This is a genomic window from Streptomyces sp. NPDC049954 (genome assembly GCF_040656295.1).
In the GTDB taxonomy this organism is placed as follows: Bacteria; Actinomycetota; Actinomycetes; order Streptomycetales; family Streptomycetaceae; genus Streptomyces.
On the sequence record NZ_JBFALS010000014.1, the window covers coordinates 47,471 to 72,447 of the forward strand.

The following is a 24,977-nucleotide window of genomic DNA, read 5'->3' on the forward strand; positions in this document are numbered from 1 at the left end:
GGCGCCGCGGTGGTGTCGCGGTGGTGGGGCTTGGAGCGTGTGCCGGTCGAGGCCGGCGTGTGTGCCGTTCAGGCCCAGAGCTGGCCTTGGAGGGTGGCGACGGCCTCTTCTGTGGTGGCGGCGGTGTAGACGCCGGTCGACAGGTATTTCCAGCCGCCGTCGGCGACGACGAAGGCGATGTCGGCGTCCTCGCCGGCTTTGAGGGCCTTGTGGGCGACGCCGATCGCGGCGTGCAGGGCGGCGCCGGTGGAGATGCCCGCGAAGACCCCTTCCTGCTGGAGGAGTTCGCGGGTGCGGGTGACGGCGTCGGCGGAGCCCACGGAGTAGCGGGAGGTGAGGACGGAGGCGTCGTACAGCTCGGGGACGAAGCCTTCGTCGAGGTTGCGCAGTCCGTAGACGAGGTCGTCGTAGCGGGGTTCGGCGGCGACGATCGCGACGTCGGGTTTGTGTTCGCGCAGGTAGCGTCCGACGCCCATGAGGGTGCCTGTGGTGCCGAGGCCGGCCACGAAGTGGGTGATGGAGGGCAGGTCGGCGAGGATTTCGGGGCCGGTGCCGGTGTAGTGGGCGCCCGCGTTGTCGGGGTTGCCGTACTGGTAGAGCATGACCCAGTCGGGGTGTTGTTCGCCGAGTTCCTTGGCGACGCGTACGGCGGTGTTGGAGCCGCCGGCTGCGGGGCTGGGGATGATTTCGGCGCCCCACATGGCGAGGAGTTCGCGTCGTTCCTGGGAGGTGTTCTCCGGCATGACGCACACCATGCGGTAGCCCTTGAGCTTGGCGGCCATGGCGAGGGAGATGCCGGTGTTGCCGCTGGTGGGTTCCAGGATGGTGCAGCCGGGGGTGAGCCGGCCGTCCTTCTCCGCCTGTTCGACCATGTGCAGGGCGGGCCGGTCCTTGACGGAGCCGGTGGGGTTGCGGTCCTCCAGTTTGGCCCAGATCCGGACGTGGGGGGCCGGGGAGAGCCGCGGGAGGTGGACGAGGGGGGTGTTGCCGACGGCGGCGAGGGCGCTTTCGTACCGCATCAGCGCATTCCGCCGGCGACGGCGGGGAGGATCGTGACGTTGTCGCCGTCGCTGAGCTTGGTGGAGATGCCGTCGAGGAAGCGGACGTCCTCGTCGTTGAGGTAGACGTTGACGAAGCGGCGCAGTTTGCCGTCGTCGACGATGCGTTCCCGGATGCCCGCGTAGCGGCTGTCGAGGTCGGCGAAGAGTGCGGCGAGGGTGTCCCCGTTGCCTTCGACCGCCTTGGCGCCGTCGGTGTAGGTGCGGAGGATGGTCGGGATGCGGACCTCGATGGCCATGGTCGGTCGTCTCCTTCTCGGAGGTCGGGGGCGCGCGGCGGCGCCGGGTTGCGGCGGGCGGGGTGGGGCGCGGGGCTGTGCGGCCGGGACGGGCGCGGTGCGGTGTGGGCCGGCCGGGCCGGGGTCAGCGCGGACAGATGGCGCTGGCGAGACGGCACAGGTCGACGTGGAGACGTGCCGTGAGCAGGGTGCCCGGCTGCGCGTTGTTCACGTCGAGGAGAACCATGCGCTCATCGTATCGATTCCCGGTCCGGGTCCCGGAACGGTGTCTCAGCGGGCGGACGCTTTCCGTTCGCATGCCGGTCGCCGCCCCGGTCCGGCCGTCGCGCCGGGGCCCGGCGGGGAGCGTGTCGGGGCCCGGCGGAGGGTCAGTAGGTCTCGACGACCTTGACCTCCTCCTCGGTGATCTCGCCGTCGACGATGCGGTAGGAGCGGAACTGGAAGGGGCCTGAGCCGTCGGTGTCGGCGGTGGAGACGAGGACGTAGTGGGCGCCGGGTTCGTTCGCGTAGGAGACGTCGGTGCGGGAGGGGTAGGCCTCGGTCGCGGTGTGGGAGTGGTAGACGACGACGGGTTCCTCGTCGCGGTCGTCCATCTCGCGGTAGAGCTTGAGGAGGTCGCCGGAGTCGAATTCGTAGAAGGTGGGCGAGCGGGCGGCGTTGAGCATGGGGACGAAGCGTTCGGGCCGGTCGCCGCCGGCCGGTCCGGCGAGGACGCCGCAGGCTTCGTCGGGGTGGTCGGCGCGGGCGTGGGCGACGATCCGGTCGTACAGCTCCTGGGTGAGGGTCAGCATGGCGCCCAGAATAAGCAGGCGCCGGGCGCGGGAGCGGGCCCGTACCGGTTACCGGTGCGGGCCCGCTTTCCTGCCGGGGAGGGCGGGGGCGTCCTGGGGGCGCTCAGCTCTCCGCGGTGGCCGTCTCCTCGGGGTGGACGACCGGCTTGCGGGTGAACGCCTCGGGGTTGCGGGCGCGCAGGACGTAGTAGGAGACGACGAGGAGGGCGGCCCAGATCGGGGCGCCGTAGAGGGAGACCCTGTTGTCCTTGTCGATGCCCATCATGACGATGACGAGGGCGAGGAAGGCGAGGGCGAAGTAGCTGGTCCACGGGGCGCCGGGGGCGCGGAAGGTGGAGAGGGGGAGTTCGCCGCGGTCGGCCTTGCGGCGGTAGCGGAGCTGGCAGAGCAGGATCATGATCCAGGCCCACATGCCGGAGATGGTGGCGAAGGACACGACGTAGTCGAAGGCCTTGCCGGGCCACTGGTAGTTGATCCAGACGCCGACGAGCATGAGGGCGGCGGAGAAGGTGGTGCCGAGGAGCGGGGTGCCGCTGCGGGTGAGGCGGGTGAAGAGGGCGGGGCCCTGTCCGTTGAGGGCGAGGTCGCGCAGCATGCGGCCGGTGGAGTACATGCCGGAGTTGCAGGAGGAGAGCGCGGCGGTCAGGACGACGAAGTTGACGATGGCGGCGCCGACGCCGAGGCCCATCTTCTGGAAGGCGGCGACGAACGGGGAGGCGCCGGGCTCGAACTCGTTCCAGGGCACGACGGACAGGATCATGATGAGCGCGCCGATGTAGAAGACGGCGATGCGCCAGGGCACGGTGTTGATGGCCCTGGGCAGGGTCTTCTCGGGGTCCTTGGACTCTCCGGCGGTGACGCCGACGAGTTCGACGGCGAGGAAGGCGAACATGACGATCTGGAGCGTCATGAGGGTGCCGGAGAGGCCTTCGGGGAAGAAGCCGCCGTCGCTCCACAGGTGGCTGACGGAGGCGGTGTCCCCGGCGTCGGAGAAGCCGACGGTGAGGATGCCGAGGCAGATGAGGATCATGCCGACGATCGCGGTGACCTTGACCATCGAGAACCAGAACTCCAGCTCGCCGAAGAGCTTCACGGAGATGAGGTTCACGCCGTAGAGGATGACGGTGAACAGGAGCGCGGAGATCCATTGCGGGACGGGGAACCAGTACGTCATGTACTTGGCGGCGGCGGTGACCTCGGTGATGCCGGTGACGACCCAGAACAGCCAGTACGTCCAGCCGGTGACGAAGCCGAAGAAGGGGTTGAGGAACTCGCGGGCGTACTCGGAGAACGAGCCGGAGACCGGCCGGTACATGAGGAGTTCGCCCAGGGCCCGCATGATGAAGTAGATGACGAGGCCGGCGGCCGCGTAGGCCAGGATGAGGCTGGGTCCGGCCTTCGAGATGGCGGTGCCCGCGCCGAGGAAGAGTCCGGTGCCGATGGCGCCGCCGATGGCGATCATCTGGATCTGGCGGGAGCCGAGCCCGCGCTGGTAGCCCTCGCCGGGTGGTGGCGAGCCGGGCGCCGTGCCGCCCTTGACGGGCTTGGGTGCGTCCTCGCCTGGTGTGTCGACCTGCGTCGAAGTCATGTGTGGTCTGCGCCTTTCTCCATGTCGATCCGCGCAGTCGTCCCCGCGACCGCGGATCGGGTCCCGATCCCCCCGGAATGGATGGAGCTGGTTGCCGGCCGGGTTCTTCCGGCCTGGGCGCCCCGGAGCGTCATGGGTGGACGCACCGGGCAGATGAGCAGATTTACCACGCCGGGGCCGGTGAACGCCGGGAGCCGGTGTGGCGAAGTCCACGGGGAGGAGCGGAGGAAAGTGACGTGGACGGGCAGATGCGACAGCGGCGGTGACCTGATCGTTATCCGGATTTGAGTGTCCGCTGAGCGTGTGGGCGGGGTCGGAGCGCAGGTCAGGCACGGTCCGGGTGGGGGCGTGCGGGCGGGGAGCCGCCGGGCGCGGGCCCCTTTGACCGAACCCCTTTCGACGCGTCGGGGCGCTTCCTAGGATGGCGGCCATGGCGAAGCGCAAGGTGCACCGGCGTGTCCGCTCGATCCTGGGTGAGGAGCCCGTGGCCCTCGTGTGGTGCGGGCTGACCGACGACATCCCGAAGCCGCCGGCCGAGGTGCGCCGCTCCGTCGGGAAGGTGCGGCTGCGGGGCCGCCCCAAGTGGCCGATGTACGTCCTGGGCACGGTGTTCTTCGTGGTCGTCGTGCCGTTCATGCTGCTGGACGCGCTGGAGCGGCGGCTGGCCGGACGGTCCGCCGGCCGGTCGTCGTCGCACTCCGCGACGGCCGAGGCGGGCCCGGGCCGGCCGCCCGTGTTCGACGGCGACTGGAGCCGCACCGCCGGTCAGCTGCTGCTGGGCTGGTACGGGCACTCCCGCAGCGCGAAGCGGCTCGTCCTGCTGACGCGGTCCGATGGCTTCACGGTGCATCTCGCGGTCTCGCCCCGGCGCAGGCTCCGGCCGACGCGCGCCGACGACTTCGCGGTGTACGCGCGGTTCACCGGCGCCGAGGTGCGGGTCGAGGCGGAGCGGGGGCAGCCGCGCGGGTTCGCGAGGTTCCGGCTGCGGTTCGCCGACGGCTCCTGGCTGGAGCTGGGGCACCTCGCCGAACCGGAGGACGCCGACCGCTTCCTCGACACCGTGGGGGTGTGAGGCGGGGGCCGTCGCCACGGCGGTGCGGGGGCGGGCTGCCGCGCGCGTCGTGGTGACGGCGTGTCCTGCGGGCCCGGGGCGCGGAAGACGCGTCCGCCCGGGTCGTCAGGCCGTCACGGCAGCAGTGTCTCCACGAGGGTCTCCTGGAGTCCGCCGAGCCACAGGTAGGCCATGACCATCGGTTTGCGGGGGTCGCTGTCCGGGAGGCGGTAGAGGGTCTCCGTGTCGTCCTCGTCGGTGATGTCGAGCCGGGTGCTGAGCGCGAGCCGCAGGTCGTTGAGGGTGCGCAGCCAGGCCTGGGCCGCCGGTCCCTGGACGTGCAGGCGGCCGCTGCCGTCCGAGGTGGTGGGCAGGGCGTCGAGGGCGTGGACGACGGCGAGGGCGTCCTCCCGTTTCTTCGCGCGCAGGTCGTTCTCGGTGTAGCGGCGGAACTCGGCGGCCGCCTCCTTCAGCTCCTGGGTCTCGCGGTCGCCGGGGCCGCCGTACGCGTCGGGGAAGAGGCGGCGCAGTACGGGGTCGGAGGGCGGGGTGCTCGGGCCCTCGGCGAAGAGTTCGGCGAAGGGGTCGTCGGAGGGTTCGGTGCCCGGTCCGACGAGTTCGAGGAGCTGGACCGACAGGGAGCGCAGGATGCTGATCTCGACCGGGTCCAGGGTGACGGCGGCGCCGCCGTCCGGGGTGCGTTCGAAGAGCCCGGGCATCAGTCGCGGTCCTGCTGGAGGGTGGCCCACAGGCCGTAGCCGTGCAGGGCCTGGACGTCGCGTTCCATCTCCTCGCGGGAACCGGAGGAGACGACGGCGCGCCCCTTGTTGTGCACGTCGAGCATCAGTTTGGTGGCCTTGTCCTTGGAGTAGCCGAAATAGGTCTGGAAGACGTAGGTCACGTAGCTCATCAGGTTGACGGGGTCGTTGTGGACCAGCGTGATCCAGGGGACGTCCGACTCGGGGACCTCGAAGACCTCGCCCTCCGCTTCGGGGCGCTCGACCTCCATCGGGGCGGGGGAGGCGGCCCGGGCCGTCGCGGGACGGGGGCGGGCGGGGGCGGGCGGGAAGGAGAGGGACGCACTCACGGTGCCCATGCTGCCACTCCCGCGGCGGGGCCGCACGAACGGCCCACCCGCCCCGTCGCGGCGTGCGGATTCCGCCGATTTGAAATCGTCACTCTGACGTTAATTGGGGTAGCATCCCGTCGTATGAACACAGCGGACCTTGGCCTGCCGGTGGATGTCCCGTCGACAGCGCTCTTCACGGATCACTACGAGCTGACGATGCTCCAGGCCGCCCGGGCCTCGGGCACCGCCGACCGGCGTTCGGTCTTCGAGGTCTTCACCCGGCGGCTGCCCGAGGGGCGCCGCTACGGAGTGGTGGCCGGTACCGGCCGGGTGCTCGACGCGGTGCGCAACTTCCGTTTCGAGCCGGACATGCTGGAGTACCTGCGCGAGCACCGGGTGGTCGACGAGGACACCGTGGCCTGGCTCGCGGACTACCGCTTCTCCGGCGACATCTGGGGCTACCCGGAGGGCGAGGTGTACTTCCCGGGCTCCCCGCTGCTGCGGGTCGAGGGGACCTTCGCGGAGTGCGTGCTGCTGGAGACGGTGATCCTGTCGATCCTCAACCACGACTCGGCGATCGCCGCCGCGGCCTCCCGGATGGCCTCGGCCGCGGGTGGGCGGCCGCTCATCGAGATGGGCGCGCGCCGCACCCACGAGCTGGCCGCGGTCGCCGCCTCCCGGGCCGCGTACGTCGGGGGTTTCTCCCTGACCTCGAACCTCGCGGCCGGTTTCCGCTACGGCATTCCGACGACGGGGACCAGCGCGCACGCCTTCACCCTCGTCCACGACGACGAGCGGGACGCGTTCCGCGCGCAGGTGGCCTCGCTGGGCGCGGACACGACGCTGCTGGTGGACACGTACGACGTGACGCAGGCGGTGCGTACGGCGGTCGAGGTGGCGGGGCCGGGGCTCGGCGCGGTCCGGATCGACTCGGGTGATCTGCTGCTGGTCGCGCACCGGGTGCGCCAGCAGCTCGACGAGCTGGGCGCGAAGGACACGAAGGTCGTGGTGACCTCGGACCTGGACGAGTACGCGATCGCCTCGCTCGCGGCGGCGCCGGTGGACGCGTACGGGGTGGGCACGCAGCTCGTGGTGGGCAGCGGGCACCCGACGTGCTCGATGGTCTACAAGCTGGTGGCGCGGGCCCGCTCGGCAGGGCCGGACGCGCCGCTGGAGCCGGTCGCGAAGAAGTCGCTGGGCGGGAAGACCTCGATCGGCGGCCGCAAGTGGGCGGCGCGCCGCCGCGACGAGCAGGGCGTGGCGGAGGCCGAGGTCGTCGGGACGGGCCCGGTGCCCGAGGAGCTGGCCGGTGACCTGCTGCTGGTGCGGCTGGTGAAGGACGGGGAGATCCTGGCGAGGGAGCCGCTGGACGCCGTGCGCGACCGGCACCGCGCGGTCCGCGAGAGCCTGCCGCTGTCCGCGATCCAGCTGTCGCGGGGCGAGCCGGTCCTCGCGACCGAGTACCGGTGAGCGTCCGCGTACGGCCGTCGGGGGGCGGCCGTACGGGGGCGGGCGGGCCGCACCCCTCCCGGGCGGGCCGTCGAGTGGCTACGCTCGGCAGCCGGTTCCGCCTCCCCCGCACTCCAGCCGAAGGGCACGTCTCATGCGCCGCGCGTTGATCGTCGTCGATGTCCAGAACGACTTCTGCGAAGGGGGCTCCCTCGCGGTGAGCGGCGGCGCGGACGTGGCCGCCGCGATCACCGAGCTGGTGGCGCAGGCCCCGGCCGGCTACCAGCACGTGATCGCGACCCGGGACGCGCACATCTCGCCGGGCGACCACTTCTCCGCGCACCCGGACTTCCGGAACTCGTGGCCGCCGCACTGCGTGCAGGGCACCGAGGGGGTCGGCTTCCACCCGAACTTCGCGCCCGCCGTCGCCTCGGGGGCCGTCGACGCGGTCTTCGACAAGGGCGCGTACGCGGCGGCCTACAGCGGTTTCGAGGGCGCAGACGAGAACGGGGCGAACCTCGCGGACTGGCTGCGGGCCCACGAGGTGACCGAGGTCGACGTCGTGGGCCTGGCGACCGACCACTGCGTGCGGGCCACGGCGCTGGACGCGGCCCGGGAGGGTTTCCGCACCCGGGTGCTGCTGGACCTGACGGCCGGGGTGGCCCGCGAGTCCACCGATCAGGCGCTCACCGAGCTGGACGCGGCCGGGGTGACGCTGACCGGGAAGCCGGTCGTGGCCTAGAAGGGGCCCGGAAGGTACCCCTGGAGGTGTCCCGGAAGGTGTCCCGGACGAAGGCGTCCCGGACCCGGCTCAGGCCAGGCCCGCCGGGCGCAGCAGGGCCGCTATCGGGTGCCACAGTTCGCGGACGTCGTCCGGGGCGGTGCGCCACAGCAGCCCCTCGGGGTGGTGCAGGACGGCGGTGATCTCGTCCGGGGTCGGCGGGTGGGCGTTGCCCCGGAGGTAGACGGCGCGCAGTCCGAGGTTGCGCAGCCTGGTGAGGGCGCGGGCCCGGTTCTTGGCGTGCACGAGCACGCGTACTTTGCCCTCGCCGCGGCCCGCGCCGCGGCTCCCGCCCGGGGCGGTGTCCCGGGCGCCGCCGCGTTCGCCGTGCGGGCTGGGCAGGGTCAGGGCGACGACCACGTCACCGCCCGGCAATATGCAGAATCCTGAGCCGGCCATATCGCTGTCACACCCCCGTGAGACGTCGTGTCAATAAGGACTTCACTGACGCATTGAAACGCGATCGGCCGCCGCCCGCTAGAGGGCGACGACCGATCATGCTCTGACCTGCGGTGTTACTTCTTCAGTGTGGCCCGGTCCACGTGCACGGTGATCGTCGAGCCGCTCAGCGGCTGGCTCAGGACGGAGATCGTCGTGTTGGTGTCAGTGACCTTGACGCTGCCGGTCTTGTTCGCCGGGTCGTAGTACGTGTTGCGGTGGTCGTCGAAGACCGGCACTCCGGCCTTGGCCTTGATCTTGGCCGCGACGCCGTTCTTGTGCAGGGTGAAGCCCGCGGAGGGGTACCAGCTGAAGGCGGCGTCGTAGGGCTGGATGCGGTTGCGCATCAGGGTGCCGTCCGACCACTTCTCGGCCTTGGGGTGGGAGTCCACGGGGAGGATGAGGCCCTCACCGGGGTGGTCCGAGGTGTTGTTGTCGGCCTGCGAGGTGTCCCACTTCCAGACCACGAGCCCGGGCTGGTACGCGTAGTGCTCGACCCAGTCGGGGCGGGTGGTGGTCCAGCCGAAGTTGTACGGGCCGGTCTTCAGCGTCGTGTCGTAGGACACGTACTGGCGGTTCTCCGCGATGTAGTACTGCGCGTAGTCCTTGGTGAAGGACTCGCCGATGCGGGAGAAGCCCTTCGCGGTCCAGCCGTTGTCGCCGTTCTCGACGTCGTCGGAGAACAGCGCGGCGCCGTCCGCGGTGACCGCGAGATCGTCGGCCGCGAAGCCCTTCTGCGCCACGCCGCCGTCGGTGAGGTAGCGGAAGCGCAGGTCGATCTTCTTGCCCGCGTAGGCGTCCAGCGGGTAGGAGAGGTCGAGGTAGGAGCCGGAGGTGCCGCCGAGGGCCGGCTTGTCGCCGCCGTCGCGCGGGATCGGGTTGCCGCCCGCGGTGCCGTCCAGCGGGGTCCAGTTGGCGCCGCCGTCCGTGGAGGCCTCGGCGTAGAGGTAGTCGTAGCCCTGCTCGATGTCCCACCAGCCCTTGAGGTCCAGGGAGGCGGTGGACTTGCCGGTGAGGTCCACGGAGCGGGTCAGGGTGTTGGACAGGTTGTCGCCGCTGCCCGACCACCACTGGCTGGAGCCGCTGACCGGCTTGACGACGGTGGTGGTCACCTCCTTCTCGGGGAGGTTGACGACGAGGCCCTGCTTGTCCTTGGTGTTGTACTCCGCGACGCCCAGCTTGTGGGTCGAGCCCTTCGCGGCGTTCGCCGAGGCGTAGTTGAGCCAGCCGAGCTGGAGCTTGTCCCACGCGGTCATGTCGCCGGGCATGTCGCCGATGGCGTCCTTGCCCTGGCCGAGCCAGGAACCGGAGGACATGAGCGACCAGTAGGCGACGGAGTTGTCGTCCTTGCCGGTCGTGTCGTAGAGGTCCGGCAGGCCGAGGTCGTGCCCGTACTCGTGGGCGAAGACGCCGAGGCCGCCGTTCTCCGGCTGCATCGTGTAGTCGCCGACCCAGATGCCGGTGTCACCGATCTGGGTGCCGCCCGCCTTGTTGTCGGAGGGGCCGGTGGCGCCGGCGTTGCTGCCGTACGCGTACCAGCGGTGCGCCCAGATCGCGTCCTCGCCCTGGACGCCGCCGCCCGCGGACTCGTCCTCGCCGGCGTGCACGATCTGGAAGTGGTCGATGTAGCCGTCGGGCTCGTTGAAGTTGCCGTCGCCGTCGTAGTCGTAGCGGTCCCACTGGTCGTACCCGGCCAGCTCCGCCTTGATCTGCGCGGTGGTCTGCCCGGCGGCCTTGCGGTCGGTGACCCACTGGTTGACGCCGTCGCGCACCAGGTCCCACACGGTGGGGCAGGTCGAGTCGCCGCAGTAGTTCGAGCCGTAACGGGCCTCGTTGTAGGGCACCTTGACCCAGGCGGAGACCTCGCCGTCCACCGAGTAGCGGCCCGAGGACTGCTTCTCGTAGTACTTCTTGAGGGACTGCACGCTGTCGGACTTGGAGTCCGAGAAGTACAGGTCCTGGTAGTGCTTCTGGTTGAAGTCCGGGAGCCAGTCGGTGGAGTTGTCGTTCTTCCGGTCCGGCTCGGCGATCTGGTTGTGCAGCGGGCCGGGCTGGCCGCCGTACTTGGGATCGACCTGGTCGCCGAACTCGGCGAGGATGGTGAAGATCTTGTCGGTCTTCTCCCGGCCCAGCTCGACGTACTTGCCCTTGCCGAGCTGCAGTACGTTCGAGCCGCCGCGCGCGGTGGTCTTGTTCTCGCCCGAGAGGACCTGTTCCAGGGCCTCCTGGCGCTGGGCCTCCTGCGTCTCGCTGAAGGGGCCCTTCAGATCGTGCTGGGCGTCCTTGTGGGCGAGCGCCGGATCACGGCGCTCGATCTTCTGGCCGTCCTTGCTGCCCACCTGGCCGTCGGCGGCCTGTGCGACCCCGAACGTCGCGGCGGTGGCGCCCATCACCGCGGTCGCCACCGTGAGGGCGGCCGCTCTGACGGCTCTCCGTTGTCTGCTCACCTGTGCGCTGTCCTCCCCGGAAACCGAGTCCCGGCCGGAGTCGACGGAGCATCAACCGCTCCTGGACGGACCGGAACACACGTGCGGTACACGTGATTCGGTATTCGACCGGAGATACGCGGGAAAAGACAGACCTTGACTTGGACCGGTCATATAGGTTACTCACAGCAAAGTTTTGGGTCCTTTGTCGTAAAGAAACGGGAACGAGAGATTCCGCGATCCAGGCGGGACAGGCCGCTCTCCGGGGCGCGGGACCGCTGAGCGCCGGTCCGCGAACGGCGGACGCGCGGCGCTCGCGGGCGTGGTGAAGCGGAGTGAATCCGTGCGCCCCCCGTGCCCCTGCGCCGCCGGCCGGGTCGCGCTTACCCGCCGACCGGCTCGGGCATGGAGCCGGAGAGAGCCGCACCCCCGGCCCCTCGTGCGGTTCCCCCTCATCCCCCGTTGTTTCTAGGACGGTTACGCCATGCCGCGTCCGACGTTTCCCCAGCTCGCCTACGGCTCCGCCACCGTCGTCCTGACGACGCTCGCGACGCTGCTGCTCTCGGGTACGAGCGCGGTGGTCCCGGTCGCCGTGACGGCGGTGGTCGCGCTCGCCCTCGGAGTGCTCGTCGCGGTCCTGCTCCGGCACCGGGGCTCCGGCGCGCGGCGGCACCGGGCGGACCGGACGCCCTCGCTGCCCCGGCAGCGGACCGCCCCGGCTCCGGCTCCGGCTCCGGCTCCGTCTGCCGCTCCGAAGGCGGGCCGCTCGGTGCACTCGCTGCACCACTGAACCCGGGCCGCCGTCAGGGCGGTCAGGGGGACAGGACGACGCGCCCGCCGGGTCCGGCCGGCCTGACCCAGGCCCGCTCCACGTCCTTCAGCGGTACGGCGAGCGCGTCCACGGGCAGCGCGCCGGAGCTGATCTCCCGGGCGAGCGAGGGCAGTTCGGCGGTGATCCCGGCGGTGACCGAGCCCTGGCCGCTGCCCAGGACAGTGAGGTTCGCGGCGCGCAGCCGGTACGAGGGCAGGCTGAGGTCCGGTCCGGCGACGGAGCCGATCCGCACCCGGCGCAGGGCCCGGGCCCGGTCGGCGCGCGCGGTGAGCAGCGCGGCCATGGCCTGCTCGGCGGGGCGGCCCCACAGGTAGTCGAGGACGCCGACGCCGACGCCGCCGTCGGCGGCGGCCCGGCCCAGCCGTTCGGAGGGACACCAGGGCGGACCGCGCCTGACGTACGAGGCGTGACGTCAGGGGCCTGACGTACGAGGCGTACGAGGCCGGGCGGCCGGATACCTCCCGGACCGCCCGGCCGCCCCGCGCCTCGTGACGGCGCCCGGGGTCACACGGACACGACGACCGTCTTCGCGGCCTTGTCGTGCAGGCCCTGCTTGTACGGCTTGTCGATGAAGCTCCAGCCGCCGCAGATCGCCGTCCACACGCAGGCGCAGCAGAAGGCGAACGGCAGCCACAGGACGGCGGCGCGGGTGACCAGCGCCTGCGTGGTGGGCGTCGCGCCGTTGTCCAGGCGCGCCACGCGCAGCTTCATGATGCGCTTGCCGAGGGTCTGGCCGCCGCGCCCGGTGAGGATCACGTCGTACGCGATGTAGAGGATCGCGGCGAGCAGGGACTGCCCGAACCAGGACCCGCGGCCACCCCGGTCGGGGTTGGTCTCGGAGATGTTGAAGAGCAGGGACAGCAGGTAGACGACGATCCCGACGATCACCATGTCGATGATCCGGGCGATGACCCGCTTCCCGCTCGGCGCGAGCGGCGCCATCCCGGCGAGCGGATCGCCCCCGCCGGGGGCCCCGCCGTACGGGGAGCCTGGCTCCCCTCCGTAGGGCGGCGGCGTTCCCCCGGGCGGGCCGTACGGGGAGCCGGGGCCGGGCGGGTCGTAGCCGGAGCCCGGCGGGTCGTACGGGGAGCCCTGGCCGCCGCCCTGGGCGGCGGGCGGCGGGTCGTAGCCCCGGCCGGGGCCCGGCTCTCCGTACGGGGAGCCCTCGCCGGGCGGCGGGTCGTACGGGGAGCCGGAGGCGCCGCCCTGGCCGGCGGGCGGCTGCCGCTTGCGGAAGGGGTCGTCGTCCGGCTCGTCGCCGGAGCCGGGCGGAGGCGGTGCGCTCGTCATGGCCCGAGTCGAACGTGCGGGCGCCGGGAGCGCATCCGGCGGTGGGCCAGTCGGCGGCTAGCGTGCTACGAACGTGTGAGCCGCCTTGTCGTGCCAGCACTGGCGCCAGGGCCGGTCGAACAGTCCCCACACCACGCCGATCACGCCGATCAGCAGCAGCCCGGGGACGCTGAACACGAGCCAGCGGCGCAGGGCGGCACCGAAGGTGGGCGGTTCGTGCTCCTCGATGTCCCGCACCTGGAGCCCGAAGAGCTTCTTGCCGAGGGTGCGGCCCCATTTCGCGGTCGGCCACACGTCGTAGAGCAGGCCGAGGACGAGCAGGACGCCGACCGCCGCGCCGAGGTAGGCGCCGGTCGTGGAGTCGAGGAGCCACACCTCCACGGTGCGGCCGGACTGTTTCGCCGCGTCCACCTTGGCCTGCACGTGGTCGGCGGCGCGGCCGGCCAGCGGGAGGACGGCGGCCCCGGTGAGCAGGCCGAGCAGGACCCCGTCGAAGATCCGGGCGAGCAGCCTGCGGCCGGGGCTCGCGGGCCGGGCGGCGGCCCGGGCCTGGGCGGCGGCCACGAAGGGGTCGGTGGTGACCGGCTTCCACGGCACGACCCGCTCGCCGCCGTCCTGACCGGCCGGCCCGCCGGACCCGGCGTGCTCGGGCCCGGCGAGCGCCGACACCTGCTGCACCCAGGACGGGCCCGGGGCGGGGGCCGGTGCGGGGACGGGAGCGGGGGCCGGTGCGGCGGCCGGCGGGGTCGCCTGACGGGGGCTCGGCCCGGCGGGCCGCGGGGCGAAGGGCTGCGGGGCGGCCGGTTGCGGAGGGGCCGGGCGCGGGTGGACGGGCCGCGGGTCGGCGGGCCGCGGGTCGGCGGGCGGCGGGTCGGCGCGGTGCTGCTCGGCGGCGCGCAGCGACATGGTGCCCTCGCCCCGGGACGTACCGCCGGTGACGGCGCGCGGGGTGCGCGGGCCGGGCGGCAGTGCGGCGGCCTCCTCGGTGCGGCGCGGCGCGAGGTGCTCGGCGGCCGGTCGCCCGGCCGTCCGCCCACCCGGGTGGGCGGGTTCGACGGGTCCGGCGGGCCGGTGCAGGGCGACGGTGCCCTCGGCGCGGTGCCGGGTGTCGGGGGTCTGCGGGCGTACCGGTTCGAGCGGCGGCCGGTGGTCCTGCTCGCTCCCGCTCTCCCGGGCGGTTCCGCTCTCGCGGGATTCCGCCGGACGGGGGACGCGGCGCTCGGGCGTGCGATCGTCGTCCGGGGCCTGGTGGGGGTACGGCTGCGGGGTGGAGCCCCAGGAGACGCGCGGCTCGGCGTCCGCTCCGTACCCGGACGGGGCCCGTACGTCGACGCCCCAGGTGGGGGCGGGGCCGAAGCCGCCGGGCGGCAGGGCGGAGGCGACGTGCTGCCCCTGCGACTCGGGGCCGAACTGGCGCGGCCCGTCCTCGCTCTGCGGCCCGTCGAAGAACAGGGGGCCGGTCTCCTCCGGGGCGGTGGCCTGCGGGGCGGGCGCGGGGGCGGGGCGCGGGTACCCGGGCGGCGGGGTGAGCGGGGCGCCGTCGGCGGGGGCGGGGCGGCTGGTGCCGGGGACCCAGCCGGTGCCGCTCCAGTAGCGGACGTACCCGGGGATCGAGGGGTCCGGGTAGTAGCCCTCTGGTGGACTGGCGTCGCCTGCTGCCGAAGTGGGGGCGCTCATGATCCGCTCGTCCCGTATCTGCTCGGTGAGTGGGGTGAGGTCCACATTTACCAGAACAGGGCCCCGGCGCGGGCGGGTCCGGCAGGACCGGGGGCAATCCCGGCGGTTGTCGAAGAAAACCCGGCGAACCCGCGTAATGCTTGCCCCAGGCCGCCCTCTCCCTTGTACGGGCCTGTCGTGGGGCCGTCTTGAGGACAAGGAACAGAGGTAGCCGTGTCGCACTCCGAGGTGGAACGTGAACTCGAACTCAAGCTGGTTCTTTCGCCCGAGCGCAGTGTCGCGGTACCGGCGCTGCTGACGTACCGGACGGCCGATCCGTACGCGGTGCACATCGTGTTCCATCTCGGCTCGGAGCGTCCGGTGGCGTGGACCTTCGCCCGGGAGCTGCTGGTGGAGGGGGTGTTCCGGCCGTGCGGGCACGGGGACGTGCGGGTGTGGCCGACGAAGGTGGCGGGCCGTGAGGTCGTGCTGATGGCGCTGACCTCGCCGGACGGGGACGCGCTGCTGGAGGCTCCGGCGCTGCCCGTGACGGCCTGGCTGGAGCGGACCCTGCGGATCGTGCCGCCGGGCTCGGAGGCCGAACACCTCGGCATGGAGGACGGATTGCGGCATCTGCTGTCCCCGATGCCGGTGGACGACCTGTGGCTGGGCGACCCGTGGCCCTCGGACGAGTCGGCCGAGGGCGAGTGAGGGGCCGGTCCCCGGGCGTCGCAGGGCGGGGGTTCAGAAGACCTTGCCCGGGTTGAGGAGGCCGAGCGGGTCGAAGGTGCGTTTGACGCCCCGGTGCAGTTCGAGGGCGACGGGGCCGAGTTCGCGCGCCAGCCACTCCTTCTTCAGCAGGCCGACGCCGTGTTCGCCGGTGATGGTGCCGCCGAGTTCGAGGCCGAGGGCCATGATCTCGTCGAAGGAGGCGCGGGCGCGGGCGGTCTCCTCGGGGTCGGCGGCGTCGAAGCACACGGTGGGGTGGGTGTTGCCGTCCCCGGCGTGCGCGCACACGCCGATGGTCAGGGCGTACTTCTCGGCGACGCGGTCGATGCCTTCGAGCATCTCGCCGAGCCGGGAGCGCGGTACGCACACGTCGTCGATCATGGTGGTGCCCTTGACCGCTTCGAGCGCGGTGAGGGCCATCCGCCGCGCCTGGAGGAGGAGTTCGGACTCGGCGGGGGTGTCGGCGGGGACGACCTCGGTGGCTCCGGCGGCGCGGCACAGGGCGGCGACGGCGGCGAGGTCGGCGGCCGGTTCGGGGGTGTCGAAGGCGGCGAGCAGGAGGGCCTCGGTGGTCTCGGGCAGGCCCATGCGCGACATCGCGTTGACAGCGCGGACGGTGGTGCGGTCCATGAGTTCGAGCAGCGCGGGCACGTGGCCTTCGGCGGTGATCGCGCACACGGCCTCGCAGGCCGCGGAGGCGGAGGGGAACTCGGCGGCGAGCACGAGCTGTCGCGGCGGGGCGGGTTTGAGGGCGAGGACGGCGCGGACGACGACGCCGAGGCTGCCCTCGGACCCGACGAACAGGTGGGTGAGGTCGTATCCGGCGACGCCCTTGGCGGTGCGGCGTCCGGTGCGCAGGAGGCGGCCGTCGGCGAGGACGACGTCGAGGCCGAGGACGTACTCGGCGGTGACGCCGTACTTGACGCAGCACAGCCCGCCGGAGGCGGTGGCGATGTTCCCGCCGATCGTGCACATCTCCCAGCTGGAGGGGTCGGGCGGGTAGTAGAGCCCCTCGGCGGCGACGGCGCGCGAGAGGTCGGCGTTGACGACGCCGGGTTCCACGACGGCGACGCGGTCGACGCGGTCGATCTCCAGGACGCGGTCCATCCGGATGAGGGACAGCACGATGCAGCCGTCGTCGGCGTTGGCCGCTCCGGACAGCCCGCTGCGTCCGCCCTGCGGCACGACGGGTACGCGCAGCGCGGTGGCGGTGCGCAGGACGTGCTGGACCTGTTCGACGGTGCGGGGCAGGACGACGACGGCGGGCGTCCCGGCGGGGCAGAAGCTCGCCATGTCGTGGGCGTATCCGGCCAGGACGTCGGGGTCGGTGAGCACGGCTTCGGCGGGCAGCCCCGCGCGCAGGGCGGCGGCCAGGCCGGCGGGGTCGGTGGGCTCGGTCCGCTGCTCCCTGGTCTGCGTCATGATCCCAGCGTGGCACCGGGGCGGGGCGCTGGGAAGCGGTGTGCGGCACCGGGCGCCGGTGCCGCACACGTGCGGGGCGGCCCGGGGGTCACAGGTTGCCGCGGCGCTCCTGCTCGCGTTCGATGGCCTGGAACAGGGCCTTGAAGTTGCCCTTGCCGAAGCCCATCGAGCCGTGGCGTTCGATGAGTTCGAAGAACACGGTGGGCTTGTCCTGGACCGGCTTGGTGAAGATCTGGAGCAGGTAGCCGTCCTCGTCGCGGTCCACGAGGAGCTTGAGTTCGTGGAGGGTGTCGAGCGGGACGCGGGTCTCGCCGGCCCACTCCCCCAGCGTCTCGTAGTACGAGTCGGGGGTGTCGAGGAACTGGACGCCGTTGTCCCGCATGGTGCGCACGGTGCGCACGATGTCGTTGGTGGCGAGCGCGATGTGCTGGACCCCGGCGCCGCCGTAGAACTCCAGGTACTCGTCGATCTGCGACTTCTTCTTGGAGACGGCGGGCTCGTTGATGGGGAACTTGACCTTGAGGTGGCCGTCGGCGACGACCTTCGACATGAGGGCGGAGTACTCGGTGGCGATGTCGTCGCCGACGAACTCCTTCATGTTGGTGAAGCCCATGACCGTGTTGTAGAAGGTCACCCACTCGTTCATCCGGCCGAGTTCGACGTTGCCGACGCAGTGGTCGATGGCCTGGAAGACGCGCTGGCGCGGTGCGACGACCGGCTCGGCGGCGACGAAGCCGGGCAGGTAGGGGCCGTCGTAGCCGGTGCGCTCCACGAGGGTGTGGCGGGTCTCGCCGTAGGTGGCGATGGCGGCGGTGACGACGGTGCCGTGCTCGTCCTTGGACTCCTGGGGCTCGGCGAGCGAGCGGGCGCCGTGGGCGACGGCGTAGGCGTGTGCGGCGCGGGCGTCGGGCACCTCGATGGCGAGGTCGACGATGCCGTCCCCGTGGGCGGCGACGTGCTGGTCGAGGAAGCGGCCCCAGTCGGTGGACGCCTTGACGACGGAGGTCAGCACGAAGCGGGCGCCGCCCGACTCCAGGACGTAGCTGGCGGTCTCGCGGCTGCCGTTCTCGGGCCCGGAGTAGGCGACGAGGGTCATGCCGAAGGCGGTCGAGTAGTAGTGGGCCGCCTGCTTCGCGTTGCCGACGGCGAAGACGACGGCGTCCATGCCCTTGACGGGGAACGGGTCGGCCGCACGGGCGGTCGCGGGAACGGGGGTCTCGGAGCTGTGCGTCGGGGTAGCTGCCATGGCCGCAGAGTCCCGCCGTTTCGCAGGGTGTGCAAGAGTTACGGATTTCGCCGCACACCTTGTACAGCCGGGCGGCCGAATGACTGAATGCCCTGTACAGCGTGACCACCGGACACCGCGGGCGCACCGAGCCCGCGTCACAGGGAGGCTCTTCCTGGTGATCGACGAACTCGACGGCCGGCTGCTCGTGCTGCTCGACCAGGAGCCGCGGATCGGGGTGCTGGAGGCCTCGCGGCGGCTGGGGGTGGCGCGGGGCACGGCGCAGGCGCGGCTGGACCGGTTGCTGGCCAGAGGGGTGATCCGGGGCTTCGGTCCGCAGGTCGATCCGGCGGCGCTGGGCTATCCGGTGACGGCCTTCGCGACGCTGGAGATCAAACAGGGCAGGGGCACGCAGGTCAGGGCTCATCTGGCGCGGGTCCCCGAGGTGCTGGAGCTGCACACGATCACGGGGCAGGGCGACATGCTGTGCCGGCTGGTGGCTCGCTCGAACGGCGATCTCCAGCGGGTGATCGACCGGGTTGTGGGTTTTGATGGCATCGTCCGGGCCGCCACCTCGATCGTCATGGAGAACCCGGTGCCGCTGCGGGTGATCCCGCTGGTGCGGCAGGCGGCGCGGCCACCGGACGCACGCGGCGAGGACGGCGGCGGCCGGGACGGGCACGGGCTGGAGGACGGCGGGCCCGCGGGCTGAGCGCTCGGCGGTGGCCGGGGAGTCAGGAGCGTACGGACGTGGATTTCTGGACCTACCTCGGCAACCGCCACGAGCAGTTGCTCAACGACACGTACCAGCACGCGAGCGTCGTGTTCCAGTGCATGGTCCTGGCCACGGCGATCGGGGTGCTGGTCGGCGTCGTGACGTACCGCAGCGCGTGGGCGGGGAACCTCGCGACGACGACCACCTCGACGATTCTCACGGTGCCCTCGCTGGCGATGATCGGCCTGCTCATCCCGGTCGTGGGCCTGGGTGTCGCGCCGACTGTGGTGGCGCTCGTGCTCTACGGGCTGCTGCCGATCGTGCGCAACGCGATCGTGGGGCTGCGCGGGGTCGACGCGACGCTCGTGGACGCCGCGAAGGGCATCGGGATGTCGCGGGCCTCGCGGCTGCTGCGGGTGGAGCTGCCGCTGGCCTGGCCGCCGATCCTGACGGGTATCCGGGTGTCCACGCAGATGCTGATGGGGATCGCGGCGATCGCCGCGTTCGCCTCGGGTCCGGGGCTCGGCAACGAGATCTTCCGCGGCATCACCTCGCTGGGCAGCAAGAACGCGCTCAACCAGGTCCTCGCGGGCACCGTCGGCATCGTCGTCCTCGCCCTGCTGTTCGACGCCGCGTACGTCCTGATCGGCCGGCTCACCATTGCGAGGGGTATCCGTGTCTGACGCGTCGACCACGCCGTCGTCCCCCGCCTCCGCCGGGGCGGCCTCCGGCGCCTCGGCCGTCACCCCGGGCCCGGCGTCCGGCGGGGCGGGAGGGGTGGGGGCCACCATCGAGCTGGAGAACCTGACCAAGATCTACCCGGGGACCTCCCTCCCGGCGGTGGACAACGTGAGCCTGGAGATCAAGGCGGGCGAGACGGTCGTCTTCGTGGGGCCCTCGGGCGGCGGGAAGACGACCCTGCTGAAGATGATCAACCGGCTGATCGAGCCGACGAGCGGACGGATCAGGATCGGCGGCGAGGACGTCACCGACATGGACCCGGTACGGCTGCGCCGCAAGATCGGGTACGCGATCCAGTCCTCGGGGCTCTTCCCGCACCTGACGGTCGCGCAGAACATCGCGCTGGTGCCGAAGATGGTGGGCTGGCCCAAGGCGCGGGTGAAGGCGCGGGTCGAGGAGATGCTGGACCTGGTCGGTCTGGAGCCGGGCGAGTTCCGGGGCCGGTACCCGCGTCAGCTCTCGGGCGGTCAGCAGCAGCGGGTGGGGGTCGCGCGGGCACTGGCCGCCGATCCCCCGGTGCTGCTGATGGACGAGCCCTTCGGCGCGGTCGACCCGATCACCCGGGACCATCTCCAGGACGAGCTGATCCGGCTCCAGCGCGAGCTGCACAAGACGATCGTCTTCGTCACGCACGACTTCGACGAGGCCATCAAGATCGGGGACCGGATCGTGGTGCTGCGCGACCAGTCGCACATCGCGCAGTTCGACACCCCGGAGGCCATCCTCACCAACCCGGCGGACGACTTCGTGTCGGGCTTCGTCGGGGCGGGCGCGGCGCTCAAACGCCTCAACCTCTCGCGCGTCAGGGACGTCGGGATCACCGACTACCCGACGGTGAGCGTCGACGACCCGCTCCAGACGATCTTCGACAAGCTGCGCGCGGCGGGCCGCAACGAGTTGCTGATGCTGGACCGCAGGGGCCGTCCGTACAAGTGGCTGCGGCGCGGCGACCTGATGCGCGCGAAGGGCTCGCTGGCGCGGGCGGGCTCGCTCGTGCAGGACACGGTGACGCGGGACGCGACGCTGCGGGACGCGCTGGAGGCGGTCCTCACCGACAACGCGGGGCGGGTCGCGGTGACCGGCAGGCACGGCGAGTACGAGGGCGTGGTCGACATGCAGACGCTCCTGAACTCCGTCCACGCACTGCTGGAGGAGGACCGGCTGGAGGCCACGGAGCACCGTCACGAACTGGCGGAGCTGCGGGCCCGGCAGGAACCGGACGCGAAGCCGCCCGAGGCGCCGGGCGCGCGGGCGGGTGCGGACGGGGAGGCGGGGTGAGCGAGGACCGGGGCCCGGGATCCGGGCGTTTCGACGACCGGGAGCACGCGCGCGGCGAGGACCCGTACGAGGAGCGCGAGGGCCTGCGGGGCCCGGCGCACGCCGAGGGCGGCGGGCCCCGTCGCGGGGGCGGCTCCGGTACCGGTCCGACGCGGGCGCGGCACGGCGCGGACGGTGCGGTGCGCACCGCCGACGGTTCGACGCGGGACGGCGACGGCGGGCGGGACCTCGACGAGGCGGAGCCCGAGGACGAGCGGGCCCCGGCCACGGGCCGCGCACGGCGTCCGGCGCGGCGCATCGGCGGGCGCAAGCTGGTTCTCCTGCCGGTGGTCCTCGCGCTGACGCTGCTGGGCACGTGGGTGTACTACGACACCGCGAGCCTGGACGCGGTGGCGCGCAACTCGCTGGGCGGCGGGAACATCTGGCTGCGGGTGCGCCAGCACGTGCAGTTGACCGTGATCTCGACGTTCTTCGTGCTGATCATCGCGATCCCGCTCGGCATCCTGCTGACCCGGCGACGGCTGCGGAGGGCGGCCCCGGTCGCGGTGGCGGTCGCCAACGTCGGGCAGGCCACCCCGGCGCTGGGGCTGCTCGCGCTGCTCGTGATCTGGCTGGGCACGGGCGAGACCCCGGCGCTCATCGGCATCATCATCTACGCGGTGCTGCCGGTGCTGTCGAACACCATCGCGGGGCTGCGCGCGAACGATCCGACGCTGCTGGAGGCGGCGCGCGGGATCGGCATGTCGCCCCTCGCGGTGCTCGGCCGGGTCGAGTTGCCGCTCGCGGTGCCGCTGATCCTCTCGGGGGTGCGGACGGCGCTGGTCCTGAACGTGGGGACGGCGGCGCTCGCGACCTTCGGGGGCGGCGGCGGGCTCGGCGACCTGATCACCGCCGGGATCACCAACCAGCGCATGTCGGTCCTGGTGATCGGTTCGGTCCTCACCATCGTGCTCGCGCTGCTCGTGGACTGGCTGGCCTCGCTCGCCGAGCTGCTGCTGAGCCCGCGCGGACTGGAGGTCGGCTCATGACCGGCTTCCGGCGGGTGCGCGCGCTCGCCCTGGCCTGCGCGGGCGGGGTCCTGCTCGCGGCGGGCTGCGGCCTCACCAGCGGCAGTCCGCTCGTGGACGACGTGGGGCCGGGCTCGATCGGCAAGGGCGAGCCGCTGAAGGGCGCGAGTCTCACCGTGACCTCGAAGGAGTTCACGGAGCAGCTCGTGCTGGGCGCCATGATCGGCATCGCGTTCCGGGCGGCGGGCGCCCAGGTGCTGGACCGGACCGGTATCCAGGGCTCGATCGGGGCCCGGGAGGCCGTCAGGAGCGGCGCCGCCGACGCCATGTACGAGTACACGGGCACCGGCTGGATCACCTACCTCGGCCATGCGAGCCCGATCCCGGACCCGCACGAGCAGTGGGTCGCGGTCCGGGACGCCGACCGCAGGAACGGGGTGACCTGGCTCGCCCCCGGCCGGCTCAACAACACGTACGCGCTGGGCATGAACGCGGCCAACCAGCGCAAGTACCGCACGAAGACGCTCTCCGACGTCGCGGAGCTGTCGCACCGGAACCCGGCGGCGACGACGCTGTGCGTGGAGAGCGAGTTCGCCTCTCGCGAGGACGGCCTGACCGGCATGAAGAAGAAGTACGGCATGAACATCCCGAACGCGCGGGTCACCAAGATGGCGGGCGGCATCGTCTACACGCAGACCAGCAAGGGCGCGTGCGTGTTCGGCGAGGTCTTCACGACGGACGGCCGCATCCCCGCGCTGCACCTGACGGTCATGGCGGACGACAAGCACTTCTTCCCCAACTACAACGTCGCCCCGATGATCAACTCCAAGGCGCTGAAGGACCATCCGCAGATGGCGGAGGTCCTGGACCCGATCACCAGGAAGCTCGACAACAAGGTGGCGCAGGAGCTGAACGCGAAGGTCGACGTGGACGGCGAGGACCCGCACGACGTGGCCAAGGACTGGCTGGTCAAGGAGGGCTTCGTGACGGAGGGACGGGACTGAGGGACCCTCCGGGCACGAGATGCAAAGATTCTTTGCAAAAAACCCTTGCAGAGATTCTTTGCAACTCTTAGTCTTCTCGTATGCCGAAGGACAGCACCGAGAACACCGAACCCGGCCCCACCGGCCCGAGGAGCGGCACGGACCGCCCCACCCGCCGCCTCCTCAACGAACGCTCCCTGCGGGGCCTGGCGCATCCGCTGCGCATCCAGCTCCTCAACGCGCTGCGCCGGTACGGTCCCGCGACCGCCTCCCAGCTCGGCAAGCGGCTGGGCGAGTCGAGCGGGGCGACCAGCTACCACCTGCGCCAGCTCGCCGAGTTCGGCTTCGTGGAGGACGCCCCGGAGCACGGCAAGGGGCGGGAGCGGTGGTGGCGGGCGGTCGAGGGCGGCATCGCCTACGACGGGCGGCTGGTGAACCAGGACGACCCCGAGATCCGGGGCGCGGCCGACGTCCTCATGCACGAGGTGGCCGCCGCGCACTACCAGGAACTGACCGGCTGGATCGCGGACCGCGCGCAGTGGACGGAGGAGTGGGCCGAGGTCGGCGACATGAGCGACATGACGCTGCGCCTCACGGCCGGCCGCCTCGCCGAACTGACCCGGAAACTGCACGAACTGGTCGACAGCTTCGAGACCCCGGCGCTCGCCGCGGAGGAGGGCGCGGAAGAGGTACGCGTGCACCTGCACGCCCTGCCGTTCCGCACCTCGCGGGACTGACCACCGTCCCGGCCCCCTCGCACTCCCGCACGTACCGAAGGCACGTCCCCTCGCACGTCCCCTCGCACCACGACACGGAAGGCAGACCCGCCATGATGACGCACCCCGCCACCCACCTGTCCCTCGCCGCCCACCGCGACCGCGAGCTGCGCGCCCAGGCCGCCGACTGGGCCCGCGCCCAGGAGGCCGTACGCCCCGCCACTGGGCGCCCCGCGCTGCGCACCCGGGTCGGGTGGACCCTGGTCGACCTGGGGCTGCGCCTCGCGACGACGCCCCGCACGGCGGTCGCCACCGCGCGGGCCTGAGCGGGTCCGGCCCAACAGCCCTGCGACGGGCACGACTTCACCGGTACGGGCGGCCCTACGGGGCGAGCAGCGGCAGCAGCACCTCGTCCACGACGGCCTCGATCTCGGCGTCGGGGACGACCCCCGGTCGATGGACTCGGCCACGATCAGGCGCGGGCCGACGGCCGCGGTGCGCGCGGTGGCCCGACCGGGTGCGGCCCACGCCGCGCTCGCCTACCCGCTGGACAGGTCCGGCTTCCCCGTCGTGCGCGAGTTCCCGACCCGGGGCAGCGCGCTGGAGGCCGGGATCAGGGCCGACTGCGCCGCGCGTGGCTCGAAGGGGCCTGACCCCGCCGGTCCGGGCCCGCTCCCCGGGTACGGTCGTCGCGGCCGGTCAGCAGCCGGGCACGGACCCGCCCGAGGACAGCTTGCGCAGCGAGCCGACCGCGCCCTTCAGCGTCGTCACGGGTACGAGCCGCAGGCCCTTGGGGAGTTCGGCGCGGGCGTCGGAGCACTCGGCCTTGGGGACGAGGAACACGGTGGCTCCGTCGCGGCGCGCGGCCTGGGTCTTGAGGGCCACTCCCCCGACCGCGCCGACCTTGCCGTCCGCCGTGATGGTGCCGGTGCCGGCGATGGTGCGTCCCCCGGTGAGGTCACCGCCCCCGCCGTCGCCGTCGAGCTTGTCGACGATGCCGAGGGAGAACAGCAGTCCGGCGCTGGGGCCGCCGACGTCGGCGAGTCTCAGCGTCACCTTCACCTCGCTCGCGTCGCGCCCCAGGTAGGACAGGGCGGCGGCGGTCGCGCTGTCCTGGGACTCGCGCATGTCGGCCAGGTTGTGCTTCTCGATCTCCTTGACGTCGCCGCCCGAGGGGTACACCGAGTCGCGCGGCATGACGGCGCGGTCGGTGCGGAACCAGCCGTCGAGCACGTCGCCGAGCTTGACCGTCGCGTCGGGCGAGGTCGCCAGGATCGTCGTCATCCGCAGCTGTCCCGTGGTCTTCCGTTCGGGCGCCCCGCTGACGGTGATGACCTGGTCCCCGGCGTTCTTCCCCAGCACGTTGGCCGTCGTGCCCGGCTGGGCCACGGCGAACGGCAGCGGGGCGAGCGCGGCCACGAGGAACAGCGCGAGCACCGGAAGGGCGCAGAGCAGGAGAACACGGGGGCGTGTGAGGCGGAGGGACACGCCCA

At 72.2% G+C, this 24,977-nt stretch carries 28 protein-coding genes; 12 read left to right on the plus strand and 16 right to left on the minus strand.

Annotated features, from left to right (window positions below):
• Window positions 1-68: 68 nt before the first annotated feature.
• The 5 genes from AB0J21_RS27180 to AB0J21_RS27200 all read right to left on the minus strand — a co-directional run bounded on the left by AB0J21_RS27180 (window position 69) and on the right by AB0J21_RS27200 (window position 3,676).
• Window positions 69-1,019, minus strand: a complete 951-nt coding sequence (locus AB0J21_RS27180) for a cysteine synthase (protein WP_363148748.1) — start codon at window positions 1,017-1,019, stop codon at window positions 69-71.
• Window positions 1,019-1,297 (minus strand): MoaD/ThiS family protein, encoded by a 279-nt coding sequence (locus AB0J21_RS27185; RefSeq protein WP_363148749.1) that lies wholly within the window; start codon window positions 1,295-1,297, stop codon window positions 1,019-1,021. The genes AB0J21_RS27180 and AB0J21_RS27185 overlap by 1 nt, the downstream gene beginning before the upstream one ends.
• A gap of 124 nt (window positions 1,298-1,421) precedes the next feature.
• A complete protein-coding gene (locus AB0J21_RS27190; RefSeq protein ID WP_363148750.1) occupies window positions 1,422-1,523 on the minus strand; it encodes a putative leader peptide in 102 nt (33 codons plus the stop codon).
• Window positions 1,524-1,665: 142 nt separating this feature from the next.
• Complete coding sequence (locus AB0J21_RS27195) at window positions 1,666-2,088, minus strand: M67 family metallopeptidase (protein WP_363148751.1); 423 nt, start codon at window positions 2,086-2,088, stop codon at window positions 1,666-1,668.
• A gap of 103 nt (window positions 2,089-2,191) precedes the next feature.
• A complete protein-coding gene (locus AB0J21_RS27200; RefSeq protein ID WP_363148752.1) occupies window positions 2,192-3,676 on the minus strand; it encodes an amino acid permease in 1,485 nt (494 codons plus the stop codon).
• 430 nt (window positions 3,677-4,106) lie between these two features.
• On the opposite strand from AB0J21_RS27200, the gene AB0J21_RS27205 reads away from it, so the two are divergent.
• Window positions 4,107-4,748, plus strand: a complete 642-nt coding sequence (locus AB0J21_RS27205; RefSeq protein WP_363148753.1) for a hypothetical protein — start codon at window positions 4,107-4,109, stop codon at window positions 4,746-4,748.
• A 113-nt stretch (window positions 4,749-4,861) separates the two neighbouring features.
• On the opposite strand, the gene AB0J21_RS27210 is transcribed toward AB0J21_RS27205, so the two are convergent.
• Both AB0J21_RS27210 and clpS read right to left on the minus strand, forming a co-directional pair.
• Window positions 4,862-5,446, minus strand: a complete 585-nt coding sequence (locus AB0J21_RS27210) for a DUF2017 domain-containing protein (protein ID WP_363148754.1) — start codon at window positions 5,444-5,446, stop codon at window positions 4,862-4,864.
• Window positions 5,446-5,736 carry an ATP-dependent Clp protease adapter ClpS gene (clpS, locus tag AB0J21_RS27215; protein WP_363148855.1) on the minus strand — a complete coding sequence of 97 codons (291 nt, stop codon included), beginning with the start codon at window positions 5,734-5,736 and terminating at the stop codon, window positions 5,446-5,448. The genes AB0J21_RS27210 and clpS overlap by 1 nt, the downstream gene beginning before the upstream one ends.
• Before the next feature lie 201 nt (window positions 5,737-5,937).
• Between clpS and AB0J21_RS27220 the strand changes: the two genes are divergently transcribed.
• A complete protein-coding gene (locus tag AB0J21_RS27220; RefSeq protein WP_363148755.1) occupies window positions 5,938-7,266 on the plus strand; it encodes a nicotinate phosphoribosyltransferase in 1,329 nt (442 codons plus the stop codon).
• Window positions 7,267-7,399: 133 nt separating this feature from the next.
• Window positions 7,400-7,987, plus strand: coding sequence for an isochorismatase family protein (locus AB0J21_RS27225; protein ID WP_363148756.1), 588 nt, complete (start codon window positions 7,400-7,402; stop codon window positions 7,985-7,987).
• A gap of 69 nt (window positions 7,988-8,056) precedes the next feature.
• Here AB0J21_RS27225 and AB0J21_RS27230 read toward each other — a convergent pair whose 3' ends face one another.
• Both AB0J21_RS27230 and AB0J21_RS27235 read right to left on the minus strand, forming a co-directional pair.
• Window positions 8,057-8,425 (minus strand): hypothetical protein, encoded by a 369-nt coding sequence (locus AB0J21_RS27230; protein ID WP_363148757.1) that lies wholly within the window; start codon window positions 8,423-8,425, stop codon window positions 8,057-8,059.
• A gap of 116 nt (window positions 8,426-8,541) precedes the next feature.
• Window positions 8,542-10,911 carry an immune inhibitor A domain-containing protein gene (locus tag AB0J21_RS27235; RefSeq protein ID WP_363148758.1) on the minus strand — a complete coding sequence of 790 codons (2,370 nt, stop codon included), beginning with the start codon at window positions 10,909-10,911 and terminating at the stop codon, window positions 8,542-8,544.
• Window positions 10,912-11,374: 463 nt separating this feature from the next.
• Here AB0J21_RS27235 and AB0J21_RS27240 point away from each other — a divergent pair, with 463 nt between their 5' ends.
• Entirely contained in the window at window positions 11,375-11,680 is a 306-nt protein-coding gene (locus tag AB0J21_RS27240) for a hypothetical protein (RefSeq protein ID WP_363148759.1), read from the plus strand.
• Between the two features lie 22 nt (window positions 11,681-11,702).
• On the opposite strand, the gene AB0J21_RS27245 is transcribed toward AB0J21_RS27240, so the two are convergent.
• The 3 genes from AB0J21_RS27245 to AB0J21_RS27255 all read right to left on the minus strand — a co-directional run bounded on the left by AB0J21_RS27245 (window position 11,703) and on the right by AB0J21_RS27255 (window position 14,734).
• Entirely contained in the window at window positions 11,703-12,005 is a 303-nt protein-coding gene (locus AB0J21_RS27245) for a hypothetical protein (protein WP_363148760.1), read from the minus strand.
• Window positions 12,006-12,226: 221 nt separating this feature from the next.
• Window positions 12,227-13,012 carry an RDD family protein gene (locus AB0J21_RS27250; protein WP_363148761.1) on the minus strand — a complete coding sequence of 262 codons (786 nt, stop codon included), beginning with the start codon at window positions 13,010-13,012 and terminating at the stop codon, window positions 12,227-12,229.
• 57 nt (window positions 13,013-13,069) lie between these two features.
• On the minus strand, window positions 13,070-14,734 hold the full coding sequence (locus AB0J21_RS27255; protein WP_363148762.1) for an RDD family protein: 1,665 nt from the start codon (window positions 14,732-14,734) through the stop codon (window positions 13,070-13,072).
• A gap of 168 nt (window positions 14,735-14,902) precedes the next feature.
• Here AB0J21_RS27255 and AB0J21_RS27260 point away from each other — a divergent pair, with 168 nt between their 5' ends.
• The gene (locus tag AB0J21_RS27260) at window positions 14,903-15,379 is read left to right on the plus strand and encodes an SsgA family sporulation/cell division regulator (protein ID WP_363148763.1); all 477 of its coding nucleotides are present in this window, start codon (window positions 14,903-14,905) and stop codon (window positions 15,377-15,379) included.
• Window positions 15,380-15,412: 33 nt separating this feature from the next.
• On the opposite strand, the gene AB0J21_RS27265 is transcribed toward AB0J21_RS27260, so the two are convergent.
• Together AB0J21_RS27265 and hppD are read right to left on the minus strand one after the other, a co-directional pair.
• Window positions 15,413-16,819, minus strand: a complete 1,407-nt coding sequence (locus AB0J21_RS27265) for an FAD-linked oxidase C-terminal domain-containing protein (protein WP_363148764.1) — start codon at window positions 16,817-16,819, stop codon at window positions 15,413-15,415.
• Window positions 16,820-16,907: 88 nt separating this feature from the next.
• On the minus strand, window positions 16,908-18,065 hold the full coding sequence (gene hppD / locus AB0J21_RS27270; protein WP_363148765.1) for a 4-hydroxyphenylpyruvate dioxygenase: 1,158 nt from the start codon (window positions 18,063-18,065) through the stop codon (window positions 16,908-16,910).
• 154 nt (window positions 18,066-18,219) lie between these two features.
• Between hppD and AB0J21_RS27275 the strand changes: the two genes are divergently transcribed.
• From AB0J21_RS27275 to AB0J21_RS27305, 7 genes are all read left to right on the plus strand, one after another.
• On the plus strand, window positions 18,220-18,756 hold the full coding sequence (locus AB0J21_RS27275; RefSeq protein ID WP_363148856.1) for an Lrp/AsnC family transcriptional regulator: 537 nt from the start codon (window positions 18,220-18,222) through the stop codon (window positions 18,754-18,756).
• 38 nt (window positions 18,757-18,794) lie between these two features.
• The gene (locus tag AB0J21_RS27280; RefSeq protein WP_363148766.1) at window positions 18,795-19,442 is read left to right on the plus strand and encodes an ABC transporter permease; all 648 of its coding nucleotides are present in this window, start codon (window positions 18,795-18,797) and stop codon (window positions 19,440-19,442) included.
• Window positions 19,435-20,778 (plus strand): betaine/proline/choline family ABC transporter ATP-binding protein, encoded by a 1,344-nt coding sequence (locus AB0J21_RS27285; protein WP_363148767.1) that lies wholly within the window; start codon window positions 19,435-19,437, stop codon window positions 20,776-20,778. The genes AB0J21_RS27280 and AB0J21_RS27285 overlap by 8 nt, the downstream gene beginning before the upstream one ends.
• Window positions 20,779-20,957: 179 nt before the next feature.
• A complete protein-coding gene (locus AB0J21_RS27290) occupies window positions 20,958-21,806 on the plus strand; it encodes an ABC transporter permease (RefSeq protein WP_363148857.1) in 849 nt (282 codons plus the stop codon).
• Window positions 21,803-22,789, plus strand: a complete 987-nt coding sequence (locus AB0J21_RS27295; RefSeq protein WP_363148768.1) for a glycine betaine ABC transporter substrate-binding protein — start codon at window positions 21,803-21,805, stop codon at window positions 22,787-22,789. Before AB0J21_RS27290 ends, AB0J21_RS27295 begins: the two co-directional genes overlap by 4 nt.
• An 80-nt stretch (window positions 22,790-22,869) precedes the next feature.
• On the plus strand, window positions 22,870-23,505 hold the full coding sequence (locus AB0J21_RS27300) for a winged helix-turn-helix domain-containing protein (RefSeq protein ID WP_363148769.1): 636 nt from the start codon (window positions 22,870-22,872) through the stop codon (window positions 23,503-23,505).
• Between the two features lie 95 nt (window positions 23,506-23,600).
• Window positions 23,601-23,810 carry a hypothetical protein gene (locus AB0J21_RS27305; protein ID WP_363148858.1) on the plus strand — a complete coding sequence of 70 codons (210 nt, stop codon included), beginning with the start codon at window positions 23,601-23,603 and terminating at the stop codon, window positions 23,808-23,810.
• A 55-nt stretch (window positions 23,811-23,865) separates the two neighbouring features.
• Here AB0J21_RS27305 and AB0J21_RS27310 read toward each other — a convergent pair whose 3' ends face one another.
• On the minus strand, window positions 23,866-24,012 hold the full coding sequence (locus AB0J21_RS27310; RefSeq protein ID WP_363148770.1) for a hypothetical protein: 147 nt from the start codon (window positions 24,010-24,012) through the stop codon (window positions 23,866-23,868).
• Between the two features lie 171 nt (window positions 24,013-24,183).
• Complete coding sequence (locus AB0J21_RS27315; RefSeq protein WP_363148771.1) at window positions 24,184-24,972, minus strand: S16 family serine protease; 789 nt, start codon at window positions 24,970-24,972, stop codon at window positions 24,184-24,186.
• Window positions 24,973-24,977 lie beyond the last annotated feature (5 nt).

Coding starts and splice junctions, on each gene's coding strand:
- AB0J21_RS27180 (WP_363148748.1), bottom strand. CDS start 1,019: ATGCGGTACGAAAGCGCCCTCGCCGCCGTCGGCAACACCCCCCTCGTC.
- AB0J21_RS27185 (WP_363148749.1), bottom strand. CDS start 1,297: ATGGCCATCGAGGTCCGCATCCCGACCATCCTCCGCACCTACACCGAC.
- AB0J21_RS27190 (WP_363148750.1), bottom strand. CDS start 1,523: ATGGTTCTCCTCGACGTGAACAACGCGCAGCCGGGCACCCTGCTCACG.
- AB0J21_RS27195 (WP_363148751.1), bottom strand. CDS start 2,088: ATGCTGACCCTCACCCAGGAGCTGTACGACCGGATCGTCGCCCACGCC.
- AB0J21_RS27200 (WP_363148752.1), bottom strand. CDS start 3,676: ATGACTTCGACGCAGGTCGACACACCAGGCGAGGACGCACCCAAGCCC.
- AB0J21_RS27205 (WP_363148753.1), top strand. CDS start 4,107: ATGGCGAAGCGCAAGGTGCACCGGCGTGTCCGCTCGATCCTGGGTGAG.
- AB0J21_RS27210 (WP_363148754.1), bottom strand. CDS start 5,446: ATGCCCGGGCTCTTCGAACGCACCCCGGACGGCGGCGCCGCCGTCACC.
- clpS (WP_363148855.1), bottom strand. CDS start 5,736: ATGGAGGTCGAGCGCCCCGAAGCGGAGGGCGAGGTCTTCGAGGTCCCC.
- AB0J21_RS27220 (WP_363148755.1), top strand. CDS start 5,938: ATGAACACAGCGGACCTTGGCCTGCCGGTGGATGTCCCGTCGACAGCG.
- AB0J21_RS27225 (WP_363148756.1), top strand. CDS start 7,400: ATGCGCCGCGCGTTGATCGTCGTCGATGTCCAGAACGACTTCTGCGAA.
- AB0J21_RS27230 (WP_363148757.1), bottom strand. CDS start 8,425: ATGGCCGGCTCAGGATTCTGCATATTGCCGGGCGGTGACGTGGTCGTC.
- AB0J21_RS27240 (WP_363148759.1), top strand. CDS start 11,375: ATGCCGCGTCCGACGTTTCCCCAGCTCGCCTACGGCTCCGCCACCGTC.
- AB0J21_RS27245 (WP_363148760.1), bottom strand. CDS start 12,005: ATGGCCGCGCTGCTCACCGCGCGCGCCGACCGGGCCCGGGCCCTGCGC.
- AB0J21_RS27250 (WP_363148761.1), bottom strand. CDS start 13,012: ATGACGAGCGCACCGCCTCCGCCCGGCTCCGGCGACGAGCCGGACGAC.
- AB0J21_RS27265 (WP_363148764.1), bottom strand. CDS start 16,819: ATGACGCAGACCAGGGAGCAGCGGACCGAGCCCACCGACCCCGCCGGC.
- hppD (WP_363148765.1), bottom strand. CDS start 18,065: ATGGCAGCTACCCCGACGCACAGCTCCGAGACCCCCGTTCCCGCGACC.
- AB0J21_RS27295 (WP_363148768.1), top strand. CDS start 21,803: ATGACCGGCTTCCGGCGGGTGCGCGCGCTCGCCCTGGCCTGCGCGGGC.
- AB0J21_RS27300 (WP_363148769.1), top strand. CDS start 22,870: ATGCCGAAGGACAGCACCGAGAACACCGAACCCGGCCCCACCGGCCCG.
- AB0J21_RS27305 (WP_363148858.1), top strand. CDS start 23,601: ATGACGCACCCCGCCACCCACCTGTCCCTCGCCGCCCACCGCGACCGC.